A 24,069-nucleotide genomic window follows, 5' to 3' on the forward strand; every position below is an offset into this window, starting at 1 on the left:
GTGAGACGAACCGCTCCCGCCCGGTACGGTCACCGAGCGGCGAACCGTTTCCGTCGTTCTTCCCACCCGCAATCAGACCCGATTGGACTCGATCAGGTCCCAGTCGATGTCGTAGCCCAGCCCCGGTTCGTCGGGCACCTCGATGACGCCGTCTTCGGGGACGGGGTAGTTCCGCAACCACGGTCGCGAGTGGGCCTCGAAGTCGTACTTCGGGTGGAGCAGCCCGTGTTCGAAGTAGGTCCCCGGCGTGGCCATCGAGCAGAGGTGGTGCAGTTCCGGGACGCTGTCGCCGTGGGGTTCACACTCCATGTAGAACGACTCGTACAGCGCCGCCACCTTCCGCGCCGGCGTGATGCCGCCGACGTCGAACACGCCGACGCGGCCGATATCAGCGACGCCGTGTTTCGCCCACTCCGCGCGGGTCCTGTGTTTCCCCTCGGCCGTCTCGGGGCCCATGATCGGCACGTCGACCTCCGCGGACAGCCACTCGTAGGCGGACATCGAGTACTCGTCCATCGGCTCCTCGAACCAGCGAAAGTCCAGGTCGCCGAGCGCGTCGCCGATCCGTTTGGCTTCCGTCCGGGTGTAGTAGTGGTGCGAATCGAGCATCAGGTCGATCTCCGGGCCGACGGCCTCGCGGACGGCGCGACAGAGTTCGACGACGCGGTCGGGGTCGGCGTCGTACGGCGGCATCCACGAGTGGAACTTGATCGCGGGGAACCCCCGGTCGACCAGATCCTCGGCGAAGTCGACGTACGCCTCGACCGTCCCGAGGCCGTCCGGGTCGTCGTCGCCGACCATCGTGCTCGCGTAGACGGGCACTTCCTCGCGGCCGCCGCCGAGCAGTTCGTAGACGGGTACGTCCGCGGCTTTCCCCGCGACGTCGTACAGCGCGCAGTCGATCGCCGCGAGCGATGCCGTGTCGAGCGTCCCCTTGTTGAGCCGCTGAGTGCGGAGGAGCTGGTTCCATAGCGGCTCGCGGTGGAGCGGATTCTCCCCGACGAGGTAGTCGGCGGCGATGTCGTTCGCGTCTTCGGACCCACCGAAACAGTAGCCGTCCGGGCCGCCCTCGACGGCAATCTTCGTGAGCGTCTTCGTCGCCTCGTGCGGTTCGCCGGGGTGGCCGTGGCCCTTCTCGTCCGCCGTCCTGTGTGACTCGTAGGTGAACCTGATCGTCTCGACGTCGGTGACGCGCATTCCGTGAGGGTTGAGAGCACAGTGCAATAAACGCTCGGGCGGGTCGCCGGAATCGCGGCCAGGCGGAGGGACTGGAGTGCGCATTCGCCGACTGCCTCGGCATTCGGCCCCCGGTAGTCAGCGTTCGCCGACGCTCCCGTCGGCCCGCCGGCCCAGGGGTCGCGTGAACGAGAGGTCGCGACCGTCCCACTCCTCGACCGCAGCCTCGTCGATCTCGACGCCGAGGCCGGGTCCCTCGGGGACGTCGATGAAGCCGTCGACCACGTCGAACATTCCGGGGTTGTCGACGTATCGGAACGCCCCCTCGACCTTGTGGAGGACCTGCTCCTGGACGAGCGCGTTCGGGACAGCGGCGTCGATCTGCAGCGAGGCGGCAGTACAGAGTGGTCCCATCGGGCAGTGGGGCGCGATGGACACGTCGTAGGTCTCGGCCATGTCGGCGATCTTCTTCGTCTCGGTGATGCCGCCGGCGTTCGAGACGTCCGGCTGGACGACGTCGACGGCGTCGGCCTCGAAGAGCGGGCGGAAGTCCGACCGGGTGTAGAGGCGCTCGCCGGTCGCGATGGGGAGCCGCGTCGACTCGGCGATCCGGGGGAGCGCGTGGTCGTGTTCGGGCGTGACGGGCTCCTCGACGAACATCGGATCGTGCGGTTCGAGCGCGGCGGCGAGCTGGCGGGCCATCGTCTTCGAGGCGCGGCCGTGGAAGTCGACCGCGACGTCGACCTCGGGACCGACAGCCTCGCGGACAGCCCCGACGATCTCGCTCGCCGCGTCGACGCTCGCCGGCGAGTCGACGAGTTCGAGACCCGGTGTCGGGACGAGCTTCAGCGCCCGGAAGCCGTCGGCGACGTGTTCCTCGGCCTCGCGCCCCGCGGCCGCCGCGGGGTCGTCGGCCTCGTCGACACCGGGGACCGAGACGTGCTGATAGGCGCGGACGCGGTCGCGAGCAGGCCCGCCGAGCAGTTCGTACACCGGCGCGCCGAAGCGCTTGCCCTTCAGGTCCCACAGCGCCTGGTCGATGCCGGCGATGGCGCTCATGTGTATCGGTCCGCCGCGGTAGAAGCTGCTCCGGTACATCGCTTGCCAGTGGTCCTCGATGCGCCGCGGATCCTCGCCGAGGACGTACTTCTCCATCATCTGGTCGACCGCCGCGGGCGTCGCCGAGGGCGCCTCGCCCTGGTAGTGCCACTTGGCGTACGGTTCGCCCCAGCCGACGGATCCGTCGCTGGTCTCCAGTTTCAGGAACTGCCAGCGCGGCGGCACTTCGTACAGCTCGTAGTCGGTGACACGCATCGGCCTGACTCTCTCCCGGGGAGGTGGTGAATCTTCGGGCGCCAGCACAACCGGTCCAGCCCGCCACGACCCAAATGTTCATCACCGCGTGGGACCGTGACTCCGGTATGTTCGAGCTAGCGGCGCGTCGCTCGGTCGCCGACCCACCGGACTGGGCGATGCGCCAGCGAGCGCTGTTCGACCTGTTCGAGAGCGCGGTCGACGAGTTCGTCGCGGACTACCTCGACGACGACGGCGAACCGTTCTGGCCGCCCGAGGACCACGTCGGCGTCGACGGATACGACGACGTCGTCGAGGGCTTTTACAACTGGCCGCTCGTCTACGCCATGGGTGGCGACGAGTCCCTCCTCGAACACGCCCGAGACGCCTACGAGGGCGCGCTAAACCGGTTCGAGCGGACGGACACGCCCCACGGCCACCCGATGGTCGTCGACGAGTTCGAGCAGTGCCGCGACTGGTTCCACCTCGGCGAGGGCAACCTCTACACCTACAACATGGGCCTGGCGGCGCCGGACGACGACGTCGTCCGCGAGCGCGCGACGAAGTTCGCCGACATGTACCTCGGGGACTCCGACCTGGACAACTACGATCCCGACGAGCGCCTCGTCCGCGCGCCGATGACCGGCAGCGCGGGGCCGGAGTACAGCGACCTCTCGGCGTTCGGCGCCCAGTCGACCTTCGGCGGGTACGGTGCCGACTACCGCTGGGCGAGCCACGGCCTCCCCTGGCGGGACCTGGAGTTCGACAACGCGACCGAGCTTCTGGATCCCGACAACGAGGAGCGCCTCTTCGAGATCTACGACGAGCGGTGTTCGAAGGGCGACGTCCCGCTGAACCTCGCCATCTCCAGCTTGATGACCAACGCGTACCTCCACACCGGCGACGAGGACTACCGGGAGTGGGTCACGGAGTACCTCGACGCCTGGCGCGACCGCGTCGAGCGAAACGACGGGATCATCCCCGACAACGTCGGGCTCTCCGGCGAGATCGGCGAGTACACGAACGGCGAGTGGTACGGCGGCATGTACGGCTGGTCGTGGGGCGGCTGGCACTACGTCGGCGTCGGGACGACCACCGCGGCCGAGAACGCGACCCTCCTGACGGGCGACCGCGACCATCTCGACTTCCACCGCCAGCAGCTCGACACCCTGATCGACAACGGGATCGAGCGGGGCGACACGCTCTACGTCCCGCACAAGTACGGCGGCGAGGGCGACTATCACTACAACGGGTCGGGACTGCGCGAGGACGACGGCGAGATCACGTGGCGCGACGGCTGGTACGAGTTCAAGTCCCACCGCGACGACCCGTACCTCTTCCACCTCTGGTACATGTCCCTGGACGAGGCCGACCGCGAGCGCGTCGAGCGGCTGCGCGACTGGGGGTCCCGCGAGTGGAAACAGGTCGACATGCGCCCCTCCTCGAAACACGGCGCCGGTAACGAGTGGCCCTGGCTCGCCTACCTGGAGGGGGAGTTCCCCGAGTTCCCCGAGCGCGTCCTGAAGGCCAACCGGACCCACGCTCAGGAACTGCTCGACGTGATGCGCGAGGAGGGCCGCGAACCCGACGTGCTCAACGAGGACTACCTCCGCGACCGCAACCCCGTCTTCCACCGCGGCCTGCTCAACCTCACGATGGGCGCCCCCCAGCCCGTCTACTACGGCGGGATGGTGATGGCGCAGGTCCGCCACTTCGACCCCGAGCGCGAGCGGCCCGGGCTCCCCGAGGGCGTCAGCGCGCTCGTCGAAAGGATCGACTCGGATGGTCTCGACCTGACGCTCGTCAACGGCGGGAGCCGGGACCGCGAGGTCATCACCCAGGCCGGCGCCTACGGCGAGCACGCGTTCACCGGGATCGAGTCAGACGGCGAGCCGGTGGACGTGAGCAGCGACCGCGACGGATCGGGATCGGACGCGCTCCGCGTCTCGCTGCCGAGCGGGACGCGCGTGTCGCTGTCGGCCGGGATGGATCGGTTCGTCGACGACCCCAGTTACGCGTTCCCCTGGGACTGAACCGGCGAACGGCGCGAGAAAGAGTCGTTTCCGTCGCTACGCGAACTTCGTGTTGAGTTCGATGACGTTGGCGGCCCGCTGGACCTGGTCCGAGAGTTCGTCGTGGATGCGGTCGACGGTGAACCGGCTGGAGGGGCCAGTGATGCTCACGGCGCCCAGGACGGTCTCCTCGTTTTTGACCGGTGCGGCCACGCAGCGCAGGCCCTCGAAGTTCTCCTCGTCGTCGATGCCGTAGCCCCGCTCGCGGATGGCCTCCAGATCCTCGTAGAGCTCTTCGGCGCTCGTGATCGTCATCGGCGTCAGCGCCTCGTAGGCCTGCGCCTGGACGATCTCCTCGGTGCGGTCCTCGGGGAGGTACGCGAGGATCGTCTTGCCGAGCGACGTGGAGTACATCGGCTGCTGGGTGCCGACGCGCGAGGCTGTCTCGACGCCGCGCTCGCCGGTCGTCTTGTAGAGATAGGAGACCTTGCCGTGCTCCTCGATCCCGAACTGGGCGATCTCGCCGGTCTCTTCGGCCAGCGTGTCGACCTCGCTACGGATCACGTCGTAGTTGCCCACCTGGTCCCGGACGTGGGTCGCCATGTCGAGGATGCGGAGGCTCAGGCGGTAGCCGTCGCCTTCGCGGACGAGAATCTCGCGGTCTTCGAGCGTCCGCAGGTGACTGTGGATCGTGCTCTTCGAGTGGTCGAGTTCCTCGGCCAGTTCCGTCACACCCGCTCCACCCTTCTCCTGGAGAACGTCGATGATGTTGAACGCTATCTCCACCGAACGGATGGTGCGTCCCCGGTCGCCGCGCGCCGCATTTGCCATACTCTCACATAGGAACCAGGAGGGACTTAAACTGTTCGCCTCTGGGGAACTGCGTGATCAGTTCGCAAGCAGGGGGTGAAGCTCGTCGGCCAGGTGCTCCGCCATCGTCGTCATGGCGCCGTCGCCGGGGTGGACGAGGTCGGTCGTGAGGCCGTCGATAGCGGGGAGCAACTCGGGGCCTTCGAGGAGGTGGACGTTGTCGTGAGGCGACTCGGCGACGACCTCGCGGAGTTCCTCACGAAATCGTTCGCATTCGTCTGCCTCCCCGTGGCCCTCGACCACGTCGTAGGAGCTCCGGAAGATGGTGATGCAAGCGACGGGCTTTTCCGGGTGAGCGCTCGCGACGGTGTCGACGAAGTGCTCGGCGCGCTCGCGGAACGTCTCGGCGGAGAACGTCCCGACCATGTTCACCGAGAGCGACAGGGTGGCCACGTCCCAGTCGTCCCGGTCCGCGATGTGGTCGGCCATCGCCTCGTCGCAGTAGGCGGTGCCGCACGAACCCAGGTTGATCAGGTCCGCGTCGAGTCGGCGGGCGGTCTGGCTCACGTACGTCAGGTGTTCGCCCAGGGGCGCCTCTCCCTCGGTGATCGACGTGCCGTACGCGAGATACCGGCGGTCGGGGAGTTCGTCCTCGGTCGGCGGGCGGCGCTCGCCCGACGCACCGTGGTACAGCGTGTACCCGCCGCGGTGTTCGCCCGGGAGACAGACGCGGCAGACGCGCGGGTCGAACGCCAGGTCCTCGACCGCGGATTCCTTCAGCCGTGTCAGCTTCTCGGGCATCGAGACCGACACCGTGGTGGGCTCGGGACCGATCTCGAACTCGTCGTAGCCCTGGATCGGCCCCCAGAACACGCGCACGGTCCCGGTGTCGGCGCTTCCGCCTGGACGGATCGAGAGCGTGAGTTCCACTGCCTCGCCGTCGTCGGGAACGAACCGGAGCTCGACGCCGGCCGGGTGGCGCATCCGCGACTGGGCGCCCTCGTTGAGGCCGTCTCTGACCGTCTCGGGGACGCGCTGGATCAACCGTCCGTCGCCGTCCTCGGCCGGGCGGAGCTCGCCCACGTTGTGGAACTGCATCCCGTCTACGTGCATAGTTCGACCCGGGTTCCCGGCTGCTTTAATGTACGGACTTCGGCGGAACCAGCCGGAGGGACGGAGGGTCGTCGTCGCGACCGAATCGGGACCGACGGCGCGTCGAGGTCCGAAACGGATCCGCCGGCGGAGAGCGGGTTTTATCTCGCTTCCCGTACCACGGGGAGACACGATGGACGACCCGCAGTTCGACCCGGACGCGTGGACGGCGCGGCTCTTCCGCGATCACGAGCGCCGGCACGCCTACGACGGGGAGTCCGGCGACGCGCTCCGCTCCTGGCAGGCGGCGTTCCGGGAGGACCTTCGGTCGGTCCTGGGCCAGGACGTGATTGCGGACGCCGGCGTCCCGTCGCTCGCGCCGGCCCGGACCGACAGCGAGTCGCTCGACGGCTACGAGCGCCAGCGGTGGACGATACAGACCGAGACCGGATTGCGACTCCCCTTTTACCTCCTCTTGCCCGACGACCCCGACCCGCCGTATCCCACCGTCATCGTCGCTCACGGCCACGGTGATGGTGCGAAAGAACTCGCGGTCGGCCGCGCCGAGACCGACGAGCAGTGGCGACAGATCGAAGCGGACGAGCGTGACATCGCCGTCCAGGCGGTCGAACGGGGATACGCGGCGCTCGCCCCGGACATGCGTGGCATGGGCGAGCTGACCAACCCCGCCGACGAGGAGCGCGGCTACCGCACCTGTCACACCATGCAGTTACACGCGCAACTGTTCGGTCGCTCGCTCGTCGGCGACCGCGTCTGGGACGTGACTCGCCTGATCGACTTCGTCGAGGACCGTGACGACCTGGACGACGGCCGGATCGGGCTCACCGGCCATTCGGGCGGCGGGGCCGTCACCCTGTTCGCGGCGGCGATCGACGACCGCATCGACGTCGCCGCGCCGTCGTCGTACTTCTGCACGTTCGAGGACTCCATCGCGTCGGTCGACCACTGCGAGTGTAACTACCTCCCCGGCGTGCTCGGACTCGGGGAGATGTGGGACGTCGCCGGCCTCGTCGCGCCGCGGCCGTTCGTCGCCGTCGCCGGGCGCGAGGACGACATCTTCCCCGTCGACGGCGTCTTCCGCGCCTTCGACCGTCTGACGGAGATCTACGAGGCCGCTGGCGCGCTGGACCGGTGCGAACTCGTCGTCGGTCCGGAAGGGCACCGCTACTACGCCGACGGCGTCTGGCCCTTCGTGTCCCAGCACCTCTGAGTGCCGACGCTCGGCCCGCGCGCGCCGACCTCTCGTAAGAAGTATGTAGGGGCCAACCCCAGAAGCGATCGAACCACGATGAAATTCGGTATTTTCCCGATAGAGGGCGGTGACACCTGGGAGGGTGTCGTCGAGCAGTGCCAGGTCGCCGAGGACGTCGGTTTCGAAACCTGCTGGGTCAACGACCACCAGGCCACCGAGGGCGACAACTACTGGCCGTCGCCGCTGACGCGACTGACGAGCATCGCTCAGGGCACCGAAGAACTGGAATTAGTGACGTCGGTGCTGATCCTGCCGCTGTACCACCCGCTGCACGTCGCCCAGCGCGCGGCGATGCTCGACAACATCTCCGGCGGTCGCCTGACCCTGGGGGTCGGCCTCGGGTACGTCGAAGAGGAGTTCGAGGCCTTCGGCGTGCCGATGGACGAGCGCGCCGGCCGGATGATCGAGGGCATCCAGTTCATCGACGAGTTCCTCTCGTCGGAAGAGCCTATCAGCTACGAGTGTCCGTTCTTCGAGGTCGAAGACTGGCAACCGCTCCCCAAGACGATCCAGGAGCCGCGCCCCTCGCTGTGGATCGGCGGGTGGGGGCCCAAGCAGATTCGTCGCTCCGTGCAGTTCTCCGACGCCTGGGTCCCGGGCGTCGTCGCGGACCTCGGCATCGTCGAGGACCGCAAGAACCAGCAGCGCGAGCACGTCGAGGAGACCGACCAGGACTGGGAGTCGATGGACCACCCGCTGATGCGCGAGGCGGTCATCGCCGAAACTGAAGAAGAAGTCATGGAGCGCAAGGAGTACCTCCACACCACCTACGTCGACGAGTACGGTGGCGAGTTCTCCCACCCGCTGATGAACGCCGACTCGGTCGAGGACTTCGAGGAACTGGCCGACGACCGCTTCATCTACGGCACGCCCGAGCAGATCGTCGAGCAGATCGAAGCCATGCAAGAGCGCTTCGAACTAAACCAGCTCGCCCTGCGATTCCACCACTCCGGCATGCCCAAAGACCTCGTCGAAGACCAGATCCGCCTCTTCGGCGACGAAGTCATCCCCGAGTTCAACTGACGAATCGAACTGCTCGAACACAGCGGCTACGGCACCGCGACGCCGCTCTCTCTGTCGGACCTCGTCTTATACATAAGAATATTGTAATGACTGGAAACACGATCCAAAAGTTAGGCATTTACCGGAATCGGGGCCACGAAGCACACACCGACATCGTGTTTCCGGTAATTAGGGTCCAAGGACCACTACTATCCATAATTTATGCGTCCCGCGGAGATCCTTCGCGAATCTGGACCGAACTTCCGTCGCGGGAGACGACCAACCAAACTCGGACAGAATGAGGCAGAGGGGTCTTGGTATGCTGAATTACGCAGTCTCGATCTCGTCCGAGACGGCGAGGGCCGCGATCGGTGATAAGTCATAATCTCCCAAACATAACAGAGGGATTTGTACAATTGAAATATGTCATTTTCGGGACCTCGGTGGGCTCTGGTGCCGTGATCGGCGGCCGTCGGCTTTTTTGCTCGCCGGCTAATTCGGTTCGCCATGACCGACGATCGTGACCCAGAAGCGTCCCTCGACGAGTGGAAAGACGCGATGCAGGCCGAACACGCGGAGGCCATCGCCAACCCGGACCCCGAGGAAGACCATCGGATCGAGGGCGTCGTTCAGGTCAACCATCGGGTCTACTTCGAGTACGATCTCGATTCGGGCCGGCTCGAACGCGACCGCGTCGAGCAGGTGGACGATCTGACCGACCCCGAACTGCGCTCGTGCTCCTGTGGCGTCCGCGGCATGACGCCAGAGGAAGCCCGCGAGCACGTGCGAGCGGCCGACGAACGCGCGGACAGCTGAGCGGGGCCGTCACTCCGGCGAGTCGTACTCCTGGTAGATGACGTGTCCACACGCCTTGCAGTGAGAGGCGTCCGGGTCGTGGCCGGTGAGCCCGCACTGCGGACAGGTGACCTGAATCTCGTCGTCGCTGGTCCAGGCTCGAACGATCTTCCCGGCCTGCCAGGGGATGAGGATGATCGCCCCGAGGATGCTCGCCACGGTGACCCACCGTCCCGCCCGGGTCACGGGGACGATGTCGCCGAACCCGACCGTCGAAAGGGTGACGACGACGTAGTAGAACGCGTCGCCGAAGTTCGACACCCCGGGGTTCGCCCGGTGCTCGACGCTGTAGAAGAGTCCCGCCGAGACGAACAGGACGACCAGTACCGTCAACAGGAGTTTCATCGCGCGCAGGGCGCCCGCCGAGACAGTCCCGAAGAAGAACTCTTCGTCCTGCGTGAACCGGTAGAATCGCAGGACGCGGACCACTCGCAGGACGCGCAGGAACCCCACGTTCAGGATGGCCGCCGAGACCGGGGCGACGAGCACGGCGACCGTCGGGAGCACCGACAGCAGGTCGACCATCGTGTAGGGATTGGCGAACTCCGCCAGTCGGTCCCGCGCGCCGTAGAGGCGGAGCACGTACTCGGCGGCGAAGACGGCGGCGATGGATACTTCGAGCGTCCACAGGCGCGCCTCCGCCGTCGGGTCGACGACGTATGTCTGCGCGACGAAGACCGCGACGAACACCAGATTTAACACGAGCAACGCGATGTCGATGACCTTGCCCGCGAGCGTCCGGTGATCCAGCAGGTAGAACCGGACCCGCTCGCGGAGTTCCTCCGGCGGCGTCGACGCGGCGCTCGCCATACACTGTTGGTGTGTGTCGCGCTATAGAATCCCACCGGTCGCTGTCGCGACTTCCTCTGTCGCTGCGAGGAGGCCGTCGCTCGTCGGGGTAGCGTCCAGTAAAACAAGGTGCGTTCGGTCGCCGTCAGGCGACGGTGCGAACCTCAGTTAGGCGCGGACGACGTTCGTCGCGCGCGGGCCCTTGGGGGCGTCCTCGATTTCGAATTCGATCTCGGTCCCTTCCGTCAGATCCTCGCCGCCAACGTCCTCCATGTGGAAGAATACGTCGTCGTCAGCATCCTCGGTGTCGATGAAACCGTAACCGCCTGTGTCGTTGAAGAAATCAACCTTACCGTTTGCCATTACAATTTAACGAATGCCGGGTACACGTATAAGTATTCCGCATTCTTACCGAAATCGAGAAAATTACAGGGAGGATTTTCTAAAAATTGTTGCAAGGTGGACGATCGTCAGCATTTCCAGAAAACGCGTCGGTAAAGTGACTGAACCCGCACATCGAACGGCACCTCCGCCGATATCCACAGTTTCAGGGCGTGTGGTACGTGTCGACGTAGGTAGCGGGTCTGGCGTCGGCCGACGAGACTATACGTCTTCCGCGCGGCGTTTCGGTGTGGATTCTAACGACGTCCGGCGCCAGTGGGAGGGCCGTTCGGGCGAGTACTCGCCGGAGTATTACGCCTACTACGGTCCCGACGAGACGAGCGAGTCGGTTCTCGATCTGTTGACCCAGCACGTCGCGCACGAGGCGTCAGTGCTCGAACTCGGCTGTAGCTCCGGGCGTCACCTCGCGCACCTCCTCGACGGCGGATTCGAGGATCTCTCCGGCATCGAACTCAACGAGGAGGCCTTCGACGTGATGGCCGAACAGTATCCCGACCTCTGGGACACCGGTACGTTCTACGCGGATTCCATCGAAGCCCTCGTGGACGACTTCGCGACCGACCGCTTCGACGCGGTCTACTCCGTCCAGACGCTCCAGCACATCCACCCGGACGCCGAGTGGGTCTTCGAGGAGATCGCCCGGATCACCGACGAACTGCTCGTCACCGTGGAGATCGAATCGGCCGCCGCGGACGCCGACCGAGTGGAAAACGAGGACGACCCGGACGTGAACTACGTCCGCGACGAATTCCCGCTCTACTATCGAAACTGGAAGGACATCTTCGCCGACCTCGGCTTCGAGCAGGTCGACCGACGCGACGGCAAGCGAGACACGGTCCGGGCGTTTCGCGCCCGGTGAGTCGACGGCGTCAGTCGTCGGTCGCGGTGTCGGCGGCGTCGGCGCTCCCGGCCGCGTCGGCGGTGTCGAAGTCGACCGAGCCGTCGGCGGGCTCGCCGCGCGGGAAGTTGTCGATCGTGTCCGCGCGGAAGGCCGCCTCGTCGAACTCGTAGTCGTCACCGAGGAAGCCGATCAGCGTTCGGGTGTCCCGCATCGCGTTCTTCAGACACGTCGAGGCGCCGGGCGACGGCGTGATGTTGAAGATGACGTCGTCGCCGACGATCTTCGCCTCGCCCATGTCCAGCGACTTGTTCTTGGTGTCGACGATCTGCGGGCGGACGCCACCGTACCCCTTCGCGCGCTCGATGTCGTCGAGTTCGACGCTCGGGACGACCTTCTGGACGTGCGGGAGGAACTGTCGCGGCCCGACCTCCGGGACGTCGTAGACGAGGTTCCGGAGGACGTACGGGAGCAACACCTTGTCCGAGAGGATGTTGGCGTAGCTCAGGAACGCCGCCGCGTTGAGGCCGAACACATCGAGGAAGTCCTCGACCGTCGAGATCCGACCCCGTTCGAGCGTCGGGACGAGTTTCGCCGTCGGCCCGAACCGCGTGATGCTCGGGTCGTGGACGTCGGCGTCGCCGTGGACGGCGGCGAAGGGCAGTTTCTTCATCTGGAGGGTGTACACCTTCCCGTTCAGCAGGTCGTCAGCGAGGAAGAAGCTCCCCGCGACGGGGAGTAACACCTTGTCCTCGCCGTAGCCGAGTTCATTCGCGATCTGGAGGCTGTGGGAACCGGCGGCGACGACGGTGGCGTCGCAGTCGAAGCGGCCGGCGGTCGTCTCGATGGTGTAGCCGTCCAGCGTCGGCGTGATGTCCGTGACCTCGGTCCCGGTGAACACGTCGACGTTCGACTCTTCGGCCGCTCGCTCGACGAACGACTTCGTCGTCTGGCCGTAGTCGACGACGTACCCGTCCGGCGTCTGGAGCGCGAGCATGTCGACGCCGGGGTCGCGTCCCTCTACGACGTTTGGTTCGACCTCGGCGATCTCCTCGCGTTCGATCGGCCGGAGTTTCGGGAAGAGGTCGCCGAAACCCTCGTCGTGGTACCGGCGTTCGAGCGACTCGACCTCCTCGTCGCCCACGCCGAGTACCATCTTGCTCCGCTTTGCGTGCATCTCGCGGTCCGGGTCGTAGTGCTCCAGGTAGCCCGCGAGCAGCTCCGCGCCCTCCTTGACCTCTTCGGCTTTCTCGAGCGTGTAGTTCGTCTCGATGTCCCCGAAGTGGAGTGTCTGCGAGTTGTTCGTCCGATGGGAGTTTATCGCCGCGATCTCCGACTCCTTCTCGATCAACGCGATCGATCCGATGTCCGTGAACTTCGCGGTCGTGTACAGGAGCGATGCCCCACTGATCCCGCCGCCGACGATAACCAGGTCGTATTTGCCAGACATTGTTGTGCGTTCGCGGTCGCTATGTTGCGGCGTGCGTTCCAGACTGATAACTCATATTCTTCGCCGTCGTTTTCGACGGGCAGCGAACCGCTCATCGACGATCTGCGGTCGGGCCGGTATCTGTGGTTCCGGACGGCTCGCGGCCGGGTCTGCGCTCGATAGCGCGGACCGATCGGGCAGACTAGCGGGCAGCTACTGGTCGAAAATCGGTGGCCTCGGAACTCATAGGGGTCGTCACGGCCGGGTCGTCAGGCCGGCTCTGTCGCGCGGATCGTCATTGGCCGGGCGGCGCTACGTCGTCGGCCGGCAAGTCGGTTTCCACATCGCCCTTCACGGAAGCTCGCTGGCGGCGTCGCTGGCCCGGTCACGTGTCGAGTAACCGGGCGTTTCCGTGCGTAAGTTCGGGTTGTTCAGCTCCGTCGGGCGATAACCACGGGTTGTCTCGGCTACTCAGTGGCTAACTAAACCGGTTCCGGCCAAAGGACGGGTGCATGGAGTCACAAGGTCAACAGCAAGAAGCGATGCGAGCGGCGGAAGAAACAGGAACGGATCCCGCGGTGATCCTCGCGGCCGGGTCAGTGGCGCTGTCGTGGTTTTTCTTCTACGCCCGGGGTGACAAAGAACAGGGGATCTTCGTGGGCCTCTGGCCGCCGACGATCCTCGCGTTCGCCAGCTACTTCGAGCAGACGAAGATGAGCGACATGGTCAGACGCGCAACCGGTCGCGACACCCTCGTCGGCCGCGTCGAGCGGATGGTCCAGAGCCGGACCGAGTGAGGACCGCGACGCAGCCCGTTCCCCCTTCCTCGCGGTCGCAGTACCGAGTCACGAGCGGCGAGTCCGCCCTTCACCGAAATCCCGCCAGCGACGGCCTAACGCCGCTCGGGTAGCGTTTCGCGACGGCGGCCCGACCGGCTCGTACCGACCCAGTGGGTCGACTCGACGGGGAGGATCTCGTTTTCCAGTTCCGAGCGATCACCGGGAAGCATATACCGGACCGCGGGCAAGCGCCCGCCATGTTGGAGGTCGACGGGGGCGAGGGCGGGGGACAACTGGTTCGGACTGCGCTCGCGCTCTCGATGCTCGATGGCGAGGGCGTCCAGATAGCTGACGTTCGCGGACGGCGCTCGACACCGGGACTCAAACCGCAGCACCGGGCGGCGGTCGAGATGGCAGCGGCGGTCTGCGACGCCGACGTCGAGGGCGCCGAGCAGGGTTCGGAGACGGTGCAATTCGAGCCCGAAGCGCCTTCCGGCGGCCGCTACGAGACCGAGATCGGGACCGCCGGGAGCCTCACGCTCCTGTTCGACACGTTCCTGCCGCTGGCGACCCGGATCGACGAACCGCTGACGATCACCGCGACCGGCGGGACCGACGTGAAGTGGTCGCCCCCGCTCGCGTACTACCGTCAGGTCAAGATTCCGCTCCTTCGCCGGCTGGGCATCGCCGCCACCGTCGAATGCGACCGGACAGGGTTCTATCCGGCTGGTGGCGGCCGCGCGACGCTCCGACTCTGGCCGTCGACGCTCTCACCGCTCGATCTCGTCGAACCGGGACGACCGATGACGGCTCGCGTCTATTCGAAAGCGTCCGCGGATCTCGCCGACGGGGACGTCGCCGAGCGCCAGGCGGACGCCGCGACCGACGCGGTCGCTGGCCTCGGCATCGAAGTGGTTCACCACCACACGACGTACGCGGCGGCCGAGAGCTCGGGTTCGGTCGTGACGATCCACGTGGACGCCGGCGGCTCGCCGGTCGGGTTCGACGCGTACGGGGCCCCCACGAAATCGGCCGAGGACGTGGCGCGGGAGGCGACAGACGCGATCCGTCGATGGAGGGAGTCCGGGGCGGCCGTCGACGCCTACCTCGCCGACCAGCTGCTGGTCTTTCTCGCCATCGCGGGCGGTCGGATCTCGATCCCACGTGTCACCGATCACGTGTCCTCGAACCGCGATCTGCTCGCCGCCTTCGGCCGCGAGGTGACCGTCGACGAGTCCGGTCGGACGCCGGCGCTCGTCGCTGATCGGTAACTGACACGTTTTCCGCTCGAGTCGCGCTCGACCGCCTGACGGCCGACCGTATCACCTTCGTCATCGCCCACCGGCTCTCGACGGTGACCGACGCCGACTCGACCTGGTGATGGAAGGAGGCCGGGTCGTCGAGCGCGGCACGCATCAGGAACTGCTCTGAGAAGACGGCCTCTACGCCAACCTCTGGCCGTCCAGGCGGGCGAAATCGACGACCTGCTGGACGAATTCGTCGGCAGGACGCGCGGGGACGTCTAAGACCGGTTTCCCGTTACGCGCACCTCGAGGACGCGGACTGCTGATCTGCGAAGTGTCGAGAGCGGCCCGAGAACGCCTGAAACGAGGGTCGCTCGGCAGTGAACCAATCCGTCAGTAGACGGCCGTTCGAATCGCTTCGTCCAGATCCTCGAACTCGTCGAGGTACTCGCGGCGCTCCTCGCGCAGGTCCGCGATCCGATCGTCGGCGTCCGCCAGCGCGTCACCGACGTCGAAGCGGCTCACGTCCAGTTCCGGGACGACGTCGGGAACGGTCAGCCCCGTCGTCGGGTCGTCGGTCCACTCGACGCGGCCGCGACTGACCTCGCGGAGCAGCGTCACGGTGTCGTCGACGCCGACGTCGCGGTCGCCGACGGTCCCGGTGTTGAGGAGGTACGCCTCTACGTCGAGGTCGGCGACGAGGCCGCGGAAGCGGTTGCCCTCCTCGCCCTCCGAGCCGACGATGAAGGGGTTGGTCCCGACGACGCGGATGGCCTCGCCCGCGCTGTCGGGGTCGCCGGCGCTGGTCTGGACGGACTCGCCGAGCATGAACGCGACGGCGGCCTCCTCGGGCGAGAGCTTCGCGATGGGCGGCATCGCGGGGTTGCGCGTGATGAAGAACACCTGGTCGACGGCGGGGAGGTCGATGTCCTCGTCGGCCGAGGGGAGGTGCTCGCGCCGGACGATGGCGCGGGCGTTGGCGGTGTGGGCGTCGCTGTCGAAGTCGACCGTCCCGTCGTCGGCGACGTCGACGTTCTCCAGGACCGCCGACTCGGTGGTCGCGGCCTCGTAGAGGTCCGGCTGTTCCTCGGGGCTGAGCCCGATCGTCTTGATGTACAGCCCCTCGCCCTCGCTCCCGGCGACAGTGCCGTCCTCACGCAGGGCGCAGACGTCGTCCTGGAGCATCGTCGCATCTTCCGGGGCCTCGAGTCCCAGACCGTGGGCGGTGAGCGTCGACTTGCCGGTGCCCGAGAGGCCGAGGAAGACCTGGCCGACCGTCTCCAGGTCGCCGTCGTCGGTTTCGAGGCGGACGCGCTTGGTGCCGGCGTGGAGGCCGAGGCCGCCCTGGCGCTTGGCGTCGAGCATGAACAGCCGCAGGAACGACTTCTTGGCCTCGCCGGAGTAGTCGGTGCCGAGGACGGCGGTGAATCCCTCGTCGGGGAGCACGCGGATAGCCACGTCGTCGGCGTCGGGGACCTGCACGGTCGTGAAGTCGGGGTTGGCCCCCTCCGGCGCGGGTTCGAGGAGGTTGGCCCACGACAGCGCGATCCGGCTGAACTCTTTCGGGACGTAGTAGCGGCAGACGTAGCTGTTCTCGGGGTAGCGGCCGAGCTGGCGGTCCAGACAGACCATCTCGCGGTCCCCGGCAGCGTCGAGGGCCGTCTCGACGTGCTCGTAGTCGGCGGCGCCGAAGTCGGCGCCGAGCGCGTTCTCCGTCAGGTCGGCGTTACGCGACTGGTGTTCGCTCACGTACGACGGCGAACCGTACTCCGTCGTCGTCTCCTTCTCTCGCGCGAACTCGCGCAGCTCCGAGAGCGTCGGGTCGTACACGACGTTGTCCGCTGTCCGGGGGTCTGCGAGCGCCGCGGCCGGGGACTCTATCGGTGTCCCGTATTGTGACATCGTACCCATTCGTTCACATCCGACCGTGATAAAGGTAGTTTGACAACCGATCGTTTGATAATTGCTTCCATAGAATTAATTTTTAAAACCCGAGTAAATCGTTGGGCGGGTCGCAGGTCTTTCTGGCAGGAACTGCTCAGTCGCGGTTCTCGACACGCTCGCGGGCGGCCGCCACCACGAGGGGGAGCGTGATGGTCGCGTCGGCGTACACCGACGCGTTGCGCGCCGCTTTCTCCAGTTTGCCCCACGAGCGCGCCTCGTCCAGCGTCGCGCCCGAGAGTCCGCCGGTCTCGGGAGTGTCCATCGTCAACTGGACGGCGTAGTCGTAGGCGTCCGGCGCCACCAGCATCGTCTGGAGCGTGTAGTTCTTCGGCACGCCGCCACCGACGACCATCGCGCCCGCCTCCTCCGCCTCGAACGCCTGGTCGGTGATCGTCGTCATGTCCGCCAGCGCGTCGAGCGTGAACTCGCTCGTCTGCGAGTACATCCACGCCTGGAGGCCCAGCACGGAATCCTGCACGGCCGGACAGTAGATCGGTACGTCGTGCTCGTACGCGGCGGCCGCGACGCCCGCGCCCTCTTCGACGTCCTCGCGGTCGTTGACCGCGGCGTTCGCTCGGCCGAGTTCCTCCGTGAAGCGCTGGATGCTAACGGCGCCGCCTCCGCCGTCTCCACCGCCCTCCTGGCACTCGGCTTCGAGCGTCGGGAACACCTCGCTGCGGAGGTGGTCCTCGAACAGCGCGAAGTGCTCCTGGGGGAGGTAGACGTTGTAGATGCGGTCGACGCCCTCGTCGCGCAGGCGCTCGTCGTGCTCGCGCTCGGTCTTGCCTTCCTCGTGGACCTGCCCGTGGTGGTGTTTGCCGCCGATTGCCTCGATCGCGTCGTGGGTGAGGTTCGCGCCGGTCGTGACCAGCGCGTCGACGTGCCCGTCGCGGATCAGGTCGGCGACGATGCGTCGCATCCCCGTCGGGACCATCGCGCCGGCGAGGCCGAAGAAGTTGGTCACGTCGTCGTCGAGCATCTCGGCGTAGACGTCGACCGCCTCGTGGAGGGCGCTGGCGCCGATGCCGGCGTTCCCGTACTCCTCGGCGAGTTCGCCGACGGTCATGCCCGCCCGGGCCTCCGCGTGGCCGATGGGGTCGTGTTCGAACGTCTCGCGTGGCGTCTCGTCGCTCATTGCTCGCCCGTCGGCCGCCCGCGCGCTTCAAGCCCGCGGTTCGCCCCGAGCGCGGCGGCGGATCCCGTCGACGGGAAACACCGAAATAGCCAGGTACCCTGACAGTGCGCATGGTAACGTCTCGCGCGGATTCCGCGCTGTCGAAACGCGACCGGGAGCGCCTCTGCAGAGGCGTCACGACCGTCGGCGACAGGGAGTCGGCGTCGGTCAGGACGCCGCTGACCGGCGAGCGGTTCGGGTCGGTTCCGGCCTGTGCGCCCGAGGACGCGGCCGGTGCGGTCGAGCGAGCGCGGGCCGCCCAGGCAGACTGGGCCGCTCGACCCGTCTCCGAGCGGGCCGACGTGCTCCGCCGGTTCGCCGACGCGGTGACCGCGAACCGGAGCGACCTGCTCGACGTCGTCCAGCTAGAGACAGGCAAAGCGCGCTTCGACGCGCTCGAAGAAGTGCTCGACGTCGTCGCCACCGCCGAGTACTACGCCCGACGCGGCCCGGCCCATCTCGAATCAGCGCGCCGCTCCGGCGCGATTCCGGGGCTCACGCGAACGGTCGAGCACGCGGAACCCGTCGGCGTCGTCGGTTGTATCTCGCCGTGGAACTACCCGCTCACGCTCGCCGTCTCGGACCTGCTGCCCGCAGTGCTTGCCGGCAACGGTGCCGTCCTGAAGCCCGCCGAGCAGACGCCGTTTTCCGCGCTCGTCGCGGTCGACCTCCTCGAATCCGCGGGGCTGCCGACCGACCTCTTCCAGATCGTGACCGGCGACGGCGAGCGACTGGGCGAGCCGCTGATCTCGCGAGTCGACCACCTGCGGTTCACCGGGAGCACCGCGGTCGGTCGCGAGGTCGCCGCCCTCGCGGGCGAACACCTCGTCGACGCCTCGCTGGAACTCGGCGGGAAGAACGCCGCGCTCGTGCTCGACGACGCCGACGTCGAGACGACCGTCCGCGGGCTGATCAACGGCTGTTACGCGAACGCCGGCCAGCTCTGCATCGCGACCGAGCGCGTCTACGTCGAGCGGCCGGTGTACGACGAACTCCGCGAGCTGTTCGTCGACGCGACCGAACGACAGGACCTCGGCCTGGGGTTCGACTACGGCCCCGACGTCGGGTCGCTGATCGGCGCCGAACAGCTGGAAACGGTCGAATCGCACGTCGATGACGCCCGCGAGCGGGGTGCGACGGTCGAGACGGGGGGCCAGCGGCGTGAAGACGTGGGTCCGTGGGTGTACGAACCGACGGTCCTCACGGACCTGCCGGCCGAGGCGACGGCCGCGAGCCAGGAGACGTTCGGTCCGGTCGTCTCGATAGTGCCGGTCGACGGCGTCGACGAAGCCGTCGAGCGGGCCAACGACACCGACTACGGCCTCCACGCGAGCGTCTGGACCGGCGACGCCGACCGCGGCGAGCGCGTCGCCCGTCGGCTCGACACCGGGACCGTCTCGATAAACGACGGTTACCGGGCGATGTGGCTGTCGACGGACGCACCGATGGGCGGCGTCGGCGACTCGGGGATCGGCCGCCGCCACGGGCGTGAGGGGGTCCTCGATTACACCGAATCGCAGACCGTGACGACCCAGCGCGGCCACCCGCTGGCGTTCCCGGACGCCGTTCCCGACCGCACCGCCGCAGCGGCCACGACGGCGGGCGTCCGCGCGCTCCGCTGGCTTCGCGAGCGTTCGCCGCTGGGTGAGTGACGATGCAGTTGCTCACCGGGTTCCCGGGATTCCTCGGGTCGGCGCTGCTGTCGCGATTGCTCGCGCGCACGGACGAGCGCCTCGTCTGTCTCGTCCAGCCCCACTACCGGGAGCGAGCGGAAGAGCGGGCCGCGACGCTGACCGACGAGGCCGGGGTCGACCGCGATCGGGTTCGGCTCGTCGAGGGCGACATCACCGACCCCCGACTCGCGGTCGACGACTACGACGCGCTCCGGCGAGACGCGCGCGTCGTCTATCACCTCGCGGCGGTGTACGACCTCGGCGTCGCGCGACCGCTGGCCGACCGGGTGAACGTCGACGGCACCCGGAACGTGCTCGACTTCGCGGTCGGTGCGGACGTCGACCGGTTCCACTACGTCAGCACGTGTTACGTCAGCGGCCGGTACGGAGGGACCTTCACGCACGAAGACCTCGACGTCGGCCAGTCGTTCCACAACCACTACGAGGCAACCAAGTTCGAAGCGGAGCGGCTCGTCCGGGGCCGGATGAGGGAGGGGTTCCCGGCGACGGTGTACCGGCCGGCGATCGCGGTGGGGGACAGCCAGACGGGGGAGACCCAGAAGTTCGACGGGCCGTACTACCTGCTCAAGCTGATGCTCCGGCAGTGGCCCGTCGCCGCAGTCCCGCTTCCGCTCCGGCCGTCCGCGACCCGGTTGAACGTCGTCCCCCGTGACTTCGTCGTCGACGCGATGGCCGCGATATCGGCGCGCGACGACTCTGTCGGCGAGGTCTATCAGCTCTGTAACCCGCATCCACCGACGATCCGGCGTCTCGTGCGAGTACTGGGGCGAGCCGCCGGACGATGGGTCCTCCCCGTCAGGGGGACGACCGGGCTCGCGCGGGTCGCGACCGAGCGCATCCCGGGAGTCGCCAACGAACTGGGGATCGAACCCGCCGCGCTCCCGTACCTCTCCCAGCCGACGACGTACACGGACGCGAACACTCGGGCCGCCCTCGCCGACACTGACGTGCGGTGTCCGCTGTTCTCGTCCTACGCGGACGTCCTCGTCGCGTACGCTCGCGAGCACCTCGACGAGGGCGCGGGGGCGATGACCTGAGGAGACGACTGTGCGATGACCTGAGCGGACGGCGGGGCGATCCGTGAGAATACTCGTTACTCCACCGCGAGCGCCGCCTGACAGCACGACGACCGGTACTCCTCGGCCCGGCGGACGAGCTTGCAGTCCTTGTACCGCCGGGCGACGAGCGCGTCGCACTCCGCGCAGCGGAGGACGTACTTCGGGTCCGAGAACGTCTCGCAGTGGACCTCGGTGTCGAGCTCGCGGGCGCGGGCTTTGAACGCGGATCCGTGGTCGGTGGTGCCACAGTGCTGGTACTGTTCGAGATGGACGAGTTCGTGGCGGAGCGTCGACTCCCACTGCTCGCGGTCGAAGGCGTCGAAGGCGTCCCAGGTCAGCGACAGCGTCGCCGGGAACGGGCGCCCGTCGGCCCGGCGACCACCCGCCGCGGTCGTCGACTCCCAGTCGATGGGCGTGCCGACCTCGGCCTCGGGGATCTTCGGTCGCTTGAGCGCGGCCGCCCGGCGCTTGGCTCGCGTCGAGACTTCCCACTCGACGAGGTCGAAGCGGACGTCGACCAGCCACTCGCGGCGGACGTCCTTGCAGTAGTCGCGCGACCACCCCACGAGGTCCTCGTGGGTCGCGATCTCGTCGTACGCCGGCGCCGTCACGATACCCTCGACAAGAACGTGCGGTCTCTTGAATCGCTCGCTCGCGGAGGGCGGCGCCGGTCCTCCCCCCGGCGGCGCCGCTCTCAGTTCGTCGTCGTGATCTCGACCACGTCGCGGTGGTCGAGTTGCGTGTCCGCGCCGACCTGCCGGCCCGAACGGACGTCCATCGCGTGCAGGAACCCCTCGCCGATGTCCGTGTGCAGGAAGTACGCGAAGTCCTCGGCGGTCGAGCCGTCCGGCAGGACGAAACAGTCCTGGAGGAAGGTGCCGTCCTCCTGGGGTTTCTCCGCGCCGGGGAACACGGCGATGGCGTCGAGCACGTCGAAGAGCGCGGTCTCCAGGGCGCGCTGGACGCCCGTCCCCTCGTACTCGGTGACGAACTCGCGGATGGATTCGAGGCCCGCTTCCTGATCCGCGCTCACGTCGCCGACGATCTCGAACTCGGCGTCGCCGGGTCGGTAGTCGACGACGCCCTGCTCGTCGGCGGACTTGAGCGCCTTCTCCGCGTGGGCCGAGACCGGGACGAAGGTGAGGTGGTCGTACGCCTCCTCTTCGGTGATCTCGGCGAAGTTCTCCTGGGCAGCGGGCTTGTCCATCTTGTTCGCGGCGACGACCATGGGCTTCGTCCGCAGGCGGATCTCGCGGGCGAGCGCTTCCCTGTCGGTATCCGTCCACTCGTCGGGGTCGAGTTCGAGCCCCCGGGAGAGGATGACCTGTTTCATCTCGTCCTCGCCGATGCCGAATGCGCTCATCTGCTCGGCCAGGTCGACCTCGACGTCGCGCTCCTCGCCGTGGTAGCCCGAGCGGTAGCGTTCGATACCCTTCTCCAGGATGTCGAGGTACCACATGTCGAGCTCTTCTTCCAGGAAGTCGATGTCCTCGCGGGGGTCGTGGTCCTCGGTCGCCTCGCCCTCGATGTCGGTCTCGCCGGAGAAGTCGACGACGTGGACGAGCACGTCCGTCTCGTTGAGGTCCGAGAGGAACTGGTTGCCCAGACCGCGCCCCTCGTGTGCGCCGGGGACGAGCCCGGCCACGTCGACCAGTTTCGTCGGGACGAAGCGGACGCCCTCCTCGCAGTAGCCCGTGTTCGGCGTGCACGAGTGGTCGAACTCCGGCGCGGCGCAGTCGACGCGGACGTACGCCTCGCCGACGCTCGGGTCGATGGTCGTGAACGGGTAGGCCCCCTCGGGCACGTCGTTCATCGTCGCGGCGTTGAACAGCGTCGACTTGCCCACGGAGGGCTTGCCGACGAGTCCGATGCGGTAACTCATTGCCCCCAGTATCCGGACGCGCGGCTAAAGCGTTTCCAATCGGATACGTCGGATCGGCCGTTTCCGGCACGCTCGAACGCCGTGATACGGGTTCCCAAGCGAATCGTCGGATGCGAAACAGTGTCAACCGGGCGGTCCGCGGGACGGGGGACGGTCGGAGAAACCGTTAACCCGATATCGGTCGATCGGGCTGCCATGCCCGAGAGCCCGTTCGACGTGACGATCCAGGTCGCCGAAGTCGCCCGCGCCGAGCCGTTCCCCGAGGCGAACAAACCCGAGATGGTCAAACTCTGGCTCGACCTGAGCGAGGAGACGCGACAATCCGCCGCCCAGCTCGGGTACCACCACGACGCGGACGAACTCGAAGGTCGACAGGTACTGGCCGCGACGGACCTCGGCACGGTCCGCATCGCGGGGTTCGAATCGGAAGCGCTCACGGTCGGCGTTCCCGGCGACGACGGCAATCCGGTCCTCGTCACGCCGGACGAGGAGGTCCCGCTCGGCGGCGAACTGTACTGACGGCGCTGCCGTTACAGCCCGGTCGGGTGGTCGACGTAGGTGGTCTCCAGCCCCCACTCCTCGGCGAGTTCCTGCAGCGACCGGACGCCGAAGGTCTCCGTGGCGTAGTGGCCCGCGAGGTAGACGTTGAGGCCTGTCTCGCGTGCCTCGTGATAGACGCGGTGTTTCCCTTCGCCGACGACGAACGCGTCCGCGTCGGCGGCTGCGGCCTCGTCGAGCCAGTCCGCGCCGGCGCCGGTCACGACGGCCACGTCCTCGACCGTTTCGGGGCCGAAGTCGAGCACGGGAACGGGACGACCACCGGTGTCCAGTTCGCGCATCAGCGTCTCGGCGAGGTCTCCCCGCTCGACGGGCGTCTCGAGTCGCCCACGCTGGCCGATCCTGACGGGGCCGAGTTCGCCGAACGGCTTCCTGTCGACGAGACCCAGCGTGTCCGCGACGCCGGCGGCGTTCCCGAGTTCCGGGTGCCCGTCGAGAGGCAAGTGAGCGGCGTAGAGCGCGATGTCGTTGTCGATCAGGGCCGCGATGCGGCCGTACTCCGTGCCGGTCACCCGCTCGATGCCGCCCCAGGAGACGCCGTGGTGGACGACGAGTACGTCCGCGCCGCGGTCGGCGGCGGCCTCGATCGTCGCCTCGACGGCGTCGACCGCGAACGCGACGGTCTCGACCGGTTTCTCGTCGGGGCCGACCTGCAGGCCGTTGGGACTGGTGTCCACGTCGGCGTAGTCGTCGAGCGCCAATCGGTCGCCGTACCGCTCGCACAGCGTCGAGAGGTCCATGGCTCGCGGTTCGCCGGACGGGACC

At 67.5% G+C, this 24,069-nt stretch carries 22 protein-coding genes and 1 pseudogene; 11 read left to right on the top strand and 12 right to left on the bottom strand.

Features of this window, described 5'->3' with window-relative positions; all coding sequences use genetic code 11:
* Positions 1 to 72: 72 nt before the first annotated feature.
* Both ACMGFE_RS06280 and dgoD read right to left on the bottom strand, forming a co-directional pair.
* Positions 73 to 1,197 carry an enolase C-terminal domain-like protein gene (locus tag ACMGFE_RS06280; RefSeq protein WP_436924220.1) on the bottom strand — a complete coding sequence of 375 codons (1,125 nt, stop codon included), beginning with the start codon at positions 1,195 to 1,197 and terminating at the stop codon, positions 73 to 75.
* Positions 1,198 to 1,314: 117 nt separating this feature from the next.
* A complete protein-coding gene (gene dgoD / locus ACMGFE_RS06285; RefSeq protein ID WP_436924221.1) occupies positions 1,315 to 2,490 on the bottom strand; it encodes a galactonate dehydratase in 1,176 nt (391 codons plus the stop codon).
* Between the two features lie 107 nt (positions 2,491 to 2,597).
* Between dgoD and ACMGFE_RS06290 the strand changes: the two genes are divergently transcribed.
* The gene (locus tag ACMGFE_RS06290) at positions 2,598 to 4,502 is read left to right on the top strand and encodes a DUF8034 domain-containing protein (RefSeq protein ID WP_436924222.1); all 1,905 of its coding nucleotides are present in this window, start codon (positions 2,598 to 2,600) and stop codon (positions 4,500 to 4,502) included.
* A 36-nt stretch (positions 4,503 to 4,538) separates the two neighbouring features.
* Here the strand turns inward: ACMGFE_RS06290 and ACMGFE_RS06295 are convergent, their stop codons facing one another.
* Together ACMGFE_RS06295 and ACMGFE_RS06300 are read right to left on the bottom strand one after the other, a co-directional pair.
* Positions 4,539 to 5,312 carry an IclR family transcriptional regulator gene (locus tag ACMGFE_RS06295; protein WP_436924223.1) on the bottom strand — a complete coding sequence of 258 codons (774 nt, stop codon included), beginning with the start codon at positions 5,310 to 5,312 and terminating at the stop codon, positions 4,539 to 4,541.
* Between the two features lie 57 nt (positions 5,313 to 5,369).
* Positions 5,370 to 6,404: an SGNH/GDSL hydrolase family protein gene (locus ACMGFE_RS06300; RefSeq protein ID WP_436924224.1), complete on the bottom strand. Its 1,035-nt coding sequence runs from the start codon at positions 6,402 to 6,404 to the stop codon at positions 5,370 to 5,372.
* 172 nt (positions 6,405 to 6,576) lie between these two features.
* Between ACMGFE_RS06300 and ACMGFE_RS06305 the strand changes: the two genes are divergently transcribed.
* The 3 genes from ACMGFE_RS06305 to ACMGFE_RS06315 all read left to right on the top strand — a co-directional run bounded on the left by ACMGFE_RS06305 (position 6,577) and on the right by ACMGFE_RS06315 (position 9,474).
* Positions 6,577 to 7,614 (top strand): alpha/beta hydrolase family protein, encoded by a 1,038-nt coding sequence (locus ACMGFE_RS06305; protein ID WP_436924225.1) that lies wholly within the window; start codon positions 6,577 to 6,579, stop codon positions 7,612 to 7,614.
* A gap of 78 nt (positions 7,615 to 7,692) precedes the next feature.
* Positions 7,693 to 8,679, top strand: a complete 987-nt coding sequence (locus ACMGFE_RS06310; protein ID WP_436924226.1) for an LLM class flavin-dependent oxidoreductase — start codon at positions 7,693 to 7,695, stop codon at positions 8,677 to 8,679.
* 486 nt (positions 8,680 to 9,165) lie between these two features.
* Entirely contained in the window at positions 9,166 to 9,474 is a 309-nt protein-coding gene (locus ACMGFE_RS06315) for a hypothetical protein (protein WP_436924227.1), read from the top strand.
* Between the two features lie 9 nt (positions 9,475 to 9,483).
* On the opposite strand, the gene ACMGFE_RS06320 is transcribed toward ACMGFE_RS06315, so the two are convergent.
* On the bottom strand, positions 9,484 to 10,323 hold the full coding sequence (locus tag ACMGFE_RS06320; RefSeq protein WP_436924228.1) for an ion transporter: 840 nt from the start codon (positions 10,321 to 10,323) through the stop codon (positions 9,484 to 9,486).
* A 147-nt stretch (positions 10,324 to 10,470) separates the two neighbouring features.
* A complete protein-coding gene (locus ACMGFE_RS06325) occupies positions 10,471 to 10,665 on the bottom strand; it encodes a cold-shock protein (RefSeq protein ID WP_436924229.1) in 195 nt (64 codons plus the stop codon).
* A gap of 268 nt (positions 10,666 to 10,933) precedes the next feature.
* On the opposite strand from ACMGFE_RS06325, the gene ACMGFE_RS06330 reads away from it, so the two are divergent.
* Positions 10,934 to 11,563: a class I SAM-dependent methyltransferase gene (locus ACMGFE_RS06330; protein ID WP_436924230.1), complete on the top strand. Its 630-nt coding sequence runs from the start codon at positions 10,934 to 10,936 to the stop codon at positions 11,561 to 11,563.
* A gap of 10 nt (positions 11,564 to 11,573) precedes the next feature.
* Here the strand turns inward: ACMGFE_RS06330 and ACMGFE_RS06335 are convergent, their stop codons facing one another.
* Positions 11,574 to 12,992 (bottom strand): FAD-dependent oxidoreductase, encoded by a 1,419-nt coding sequence (locus ACMGFE_RS06335; RefSeq protein ID WP_436924231.1) that lies wholly within the window; start codon positions 12,990 to 12,992, stop codon positions 11,574 to 11,576.
* Positions 12,993 to 13,483: 491 nt separating this feature from the next.
* On the opposite strand from ACMGFE_RS06335, the gene ACMGFE_RS06340 reads away from it, so the two are divergent.
* The 3 genes and pseudogenes from ACMGFE_RS06340 to ACMGFE_RS06350 form a co-directional block, all read left to right on the top strand.
* A complete protein-coding gene (locus ACMGFE_RS06340) occupies positions 13,484 to 13,768 on the top strand; it encodes a hypothetical protein (protein ID WP_436924232.1) in 285 nt (94 codons plus the stop codon).
* A gap of 239 nt (positions 13,769 to 14,007) precedes the next feature.
* Complete coding sequence (gene rtcA, locus ACMGFE_RS06345; RefSeq protein ID WP_436924233.1) at positions 14,008 to 15,021, top strand: RNA 3'-terminal phosphate cyclase; 1,014 nt, start codon at positions 14,008 to 14,010, stop codon at positions 15,019 to 15,021.
* Between the two features lie 44 nt (positions 15,022 to 15,065).
* Positions 15,066 to 15,181 (top strand): annotated as a pseudogene (locus ACMGFE_RS06350) (ABC transporter ATP-binding protein); the annotation flags it as partial.
* 206 nt (positions 15,182 to 15,387) lie between these two features.
* Here ACMGFE_RS06350 and ACMGFE_RS06355 read toward each other — a convergent pair.
* The gene (locus ACMGFE_RS06355) at positions 15,388 to 16,896 is read right to left on the bottom strand and encodes a phosphoenolpyruvate carboxykinase (ATP) (protein ID WP_436924234.1); all 1,509 of its coding nucleotides are present in this window, start codon (positions 16,894 to 16,896) and stop codon (positions 15,388 to 15,390) included.
* 136 nt (positions 16,897 to 17,032) lie between these two features.
* Positions 17,033 to 18,073, bottom strand: a complete 1,041-nt coding sequence (locus ACMGFE_RS06360; RefSeq protein ID WP_436924235.1) for a deoxyhypusine synthase — start codon at positions 18,071 to 18,073, stop codon at positions 17,033 to 17,035.
* Positions 18,074 to 18,183: 110 nt separating this feature from the next.
* On the opposite strand from ACMGFE_RS06360, the gene ACMGFE_RS06365 reads away from it, so the two are divergent.
* Together ACMGFE_RS06365 and ACMGFE_RS06370 are read left to right on the top strand one after the other, a co-directional pair.
* Positions 18,184 to 19,764 (top strand): succinic semialdehyde dehydrogenase, encoded by a 1,581-nt coding sequence (locus ACMGFE_RS06365; RefSeq protein WP_436924236.1) that lies wholly within the window; start codon positions 18,184 to 18,186, stop codon positions 19,762 to 19,764.
* 2 nt (positions 19,765 to 19,766) lie between these two features.
* Positions 19,767 to 20,843: an SDR family oxidoreductase gene (locus ACMGFE_RS06370; RefSeq protein ID WP_436924237.1), complete on the top strand. Its 1,077-nt coding sequence runs from the start codon at positions 19,767 to 19,769 to the stop codon at positions 20,841 to 20,843.
* 56 nt (positions 20,844 to 20,899) lie between these two features.
* Here ACMGFE_RS06370 and ACMGFE_RS06375 read toward each other — a convergent pair whose 3' ends face one another.
* Positions 20,900 to 21,475 (bottom strand): SprT-like domain-containing protein, encoded by a 576-nt coding sequence (locus tag ACMGFE_RS06375; RefSeq protein WP_436924238.1) that lies wholly within the window; start codon positions 21,473 to 21,475, stop codon positions 20,900 to 20,902.
* 83 nt (positions 21,476 to 21,558) lie between these two features.
* Positions 21,559 to 22,746, bottom strand: a complete 1,188-nt coding sequence (locus ACMGFE_RS06380; protein ID WP_436924239.1) for a redox-regulated ATPase YchF — start codon at positions 22,744 to 22,746, stop codon at positions 21,559 to 21,561.
* A 195-nt stretch (positions 22,747 to 22,941) separates the two neighbouring features.
* On the opposite strand from ACMGFE_RS06380, the gene ACMGFE_RS06385 reads away from it, so the two are divergent.
* Positions 22,942 to 23,265, top strand: coding sequence for a tRNA-binding protein (locus ACMGFE_RS06385; protein WP_436924240.1), 324 nt, complete (start codon positions 22,942 to 22,944; stop codon positions 23,263 to 23,265).
* A gap of 11 nt (positions 23,266 to 23,276) precedes the next feature.
* On the opposite strand, the gene ACMGFE_RS06390 is transcribed toward ACMGFE_RS06385, so the two are convergent.
* Positions 23,277 to 24,044: a Nif3-like dinuclear metal center hexameric protein gene (locus ACMGFE_RS06390; RefSeq protein ID WP_436924241.1), complete on the bottom strand. Its 768-nt coding sequence runs from the start codon at positions 24,042 to 24,044 to the stop codon at positions 23,277 to 23,279.
* Between the last annotated feature and the right edge of the window lie 25 nt (positions 24,045 to 24,069).

It is taken from the genome of Halosimplex amylolyticum (assembly GCF_051414035.1).
Lineage (GTDB): Archaea > Halobacteriota > Halobacteria > Halobacteriales > Haloarculaceae > Halosimplex > Halosimplex amylolyticum.